Genomic DNA, 1,268 nt, shown 5'->3' on the forward strand with positions numbered 1-1,268 from the left:
CCAGTCTCGCTTAGGTTTTGACTTGCGAAGAAAAAGACCTAGAGGAGTGGGCGTTGCGCACTGTCAGAGTACTGCAGAAGTTGCTTGGAATCGAGCGTGCCCGTGTCGTGGGTGTCAGGTTCGATGAGGATGATCGCGGGCACGTCATGGTGGCGACACTAGAACTGCACAAGAACGCACGATCACGGTGTCCGCAGTGCAAGAAGCGCTGCCCGGGTTACGATCAGCCGCCGGCACCGCGGTTGTGGCGGCATCTGGATATGGGCGGCTGGCGGTGTTTCCTCGAGCTGCCCGCGACGCGTGTGCGGTGCCCTCGCCATGGTGTGAAGACTGAGTTGGTTCCGTGGGCACGTCCGGAAGTGAAGATGACCAGGGCGTTTGACGACACCGTCGCGTGGATGTGTGCGCACGCCCCGATGACCGCGGTGAGCGCCTACCTGCGGGTCTCCTGGCGGACGGTGTCTCGTATCGTCGAGCGTGTGGTCGACGATCATGTCGGACTCACCAAACGCTTGAACGGGTTGCGGCGCATCGGTATCGATGAGATCGCCTATCGCAAGGGCCGCCGGTACTTGGTCGTCGTGGTCAACCATGACACAGGTCAGTTGGTGTGGGCTGGTGAGGGCGCCAAGAAGGCGACCATCGAGCGGTTCTTCGATGAACTGGGTGATGTGCGAGCCGGCGAGATCACCCACATCAGTGCTGATGGCGCCGAGTACATCGGTGCGGTCCTCGCCGAGCGGGCGCCGGGAGCGTACTGGTGTATGGACCCATTTCATGTGCTGCAGTGGGTCAATCAGGCGCTGGATCGATGCCGGTCTCGGGTGATGAGCCGGATAGCTGGCTTGTCAAAGGTGGAACGCGGCCGATTGAGGTGGGCGTTGTTGAAGAATCCTGACAACCTCACCGAGAGTCAAGAGCGGCTGCAGTCCATCGTGGTCGCCGATGCCAACAGTGTGCTGGCCCGTGCGTATCAGATGAAAGAAGAAATAAGGCACATACTTTCAGGTGCGTACTCCTCATGTTGGGCGCCGTTGCGGCGCTGGTTGAGGAAGGCAGAGGCCTGCGATATACCCGAGATTCGCACCTTGGCGCCGAGTATCCGTAAACGAGAGGTGCAAATCTACAACGCGGTCACGTGTCAGATGAGCAACGCTCGAGTCGAGGCGACGAACTGCCATCTGCGGTCATTGACAAAGCGGTCATACGGATTTCACACTCCCGATGCTTTGATCGCGATGGCCAACCTCACCAGGGGCGGCGCATGC

The 1,268-nt window shown here is 60.1% G+C and carries 1 protein-coding gene; it reads left to right on the forward strand.

Translation table 11 applies throughout. The annotated features are described in order from the left end of the window. Positions 1-53: 53 nt before the first annotated feature. The coding region (locus M4D77_RS23760) for an ISL3 family transposase (protein WP_259937731.1) at positions 54-1,268 on the forward strand (1,215 nt) is incomplete at its 3' end.

This window comes from Gordonia sp. p3-SID1431 (genome assembly GCF_025143765.1).
Taxonomy (GTDB): domain Bacteria; phylum Actinomycetota; class Actinomycetes; order Mycobacteriales; family Mycobacteriaceae; genus Gordonia; species Gordonia hongkongensis.